The sequence below is a fragment of the Lysobacter sp. N42 genome (genome assembly GCF_004344885.1).
The window spans coordinates 1-930 of the sequence record NZ_SKFB01000124.1 but is presented as its reverse complement, the minus strand read 5'-3'; the positions used below and the strand labels follow the sequence as shown (position 1 = coordinate 930).

The 930-nt window shown below is 66.8% G+C and carries 1 protein-coding gene; it reads right to left on the bottom strand.

The genetic code is table 11. The annotated features are described in order from the left end of the window. Positions 1-486: 486 nt before the first annotated feature. Positions 487-846 carry a DUF6404 family protein gene (locus EYQ95_RS26545; protein ID WP_165924871.1) on the bottom strand — a complete coding sequence of 120 codons (360 nt, stop codon included), beginning with the start codon at positions 844-846 and terminating at the stop codon, positions 487-489. Positions 847-930 lie beyond the last annotated feature (84 nt).

Here is a 930-nt window from a genome sequence, read left to right as displayed (position 1 = left end):
TGAGTTAAGCCGCGCCGCGAAGCGGCGTCGGCTTGGACGAATTGTTAGCGCCCGGCCCGCTTGGGACAGACGCCTCCGAAGACTTACGGACGCGAGCATGCCACGACAGGCCCGGAACGACAGCAGCCGGCGAGCCTGGCCGCGACGAGAGCGACGCCGCACGGCAAGCCGGGCCGCGCTGCGCCAGCAGGGCGGTAAGCCGAGTCAGTTGGGTGCGCGAGTGCCACAACAGCGTGGATCCAGCCGGGCAGGGTGCCGCGCTGCAATGGTGTGCCCGGGCGGTTTGCACGGCGCGGCACGCTGCGTGGAGCCGGCCAACCAGCCGGGCCCAACGCGACGATGCATGGCCACTTGCTTGCGGTGCCAGCAGCACGTGAGCGGAAACCCGCGAGTGCGACGCACAAACCCCGAACACCGAGCCCCCACTGCGGGCGCTAACACCTGAGTTAAGCCGCGCCGCGAAGCGGCGTCGGCTTGGACGAATTGTTAGGCCTGCCCACTTCGACCGTTGTACGCGGGCCACGGTGGCAGGTTGTAGCGGCTCGCCTTCATCCGCAAGAGCGCGGCGAATAGCAGCCCGAAACAGACGCCGGCAAGGCCGGCGGAGAACCACGTGACAGACACCGGCGTGAACGTGGACATGATGAGCATGGCAAGGCCCCAGAACATGCCGAAGGCTAAGCCTGTGCCAAGCGCCAACGGCCAGAAACCTACAAACAGCGGCGGCGGCACGTGCCAACCCAACGTCCACAGAAGGTGCCAAGCAGGCGGGAAAGCGGTCGACTTCGGCACGCCGAGCGACTCCATGTGGCAATACAGTGCTTCCAGCTTCTCGTGTTCTTTCATGGGAGGCCTAACACCAGAGCTAAGCCGCGCCGCTGCGGCGGGCTATCCGGAGCCGATCATGCCAGAGCTGCGGCAGCTTGGCCG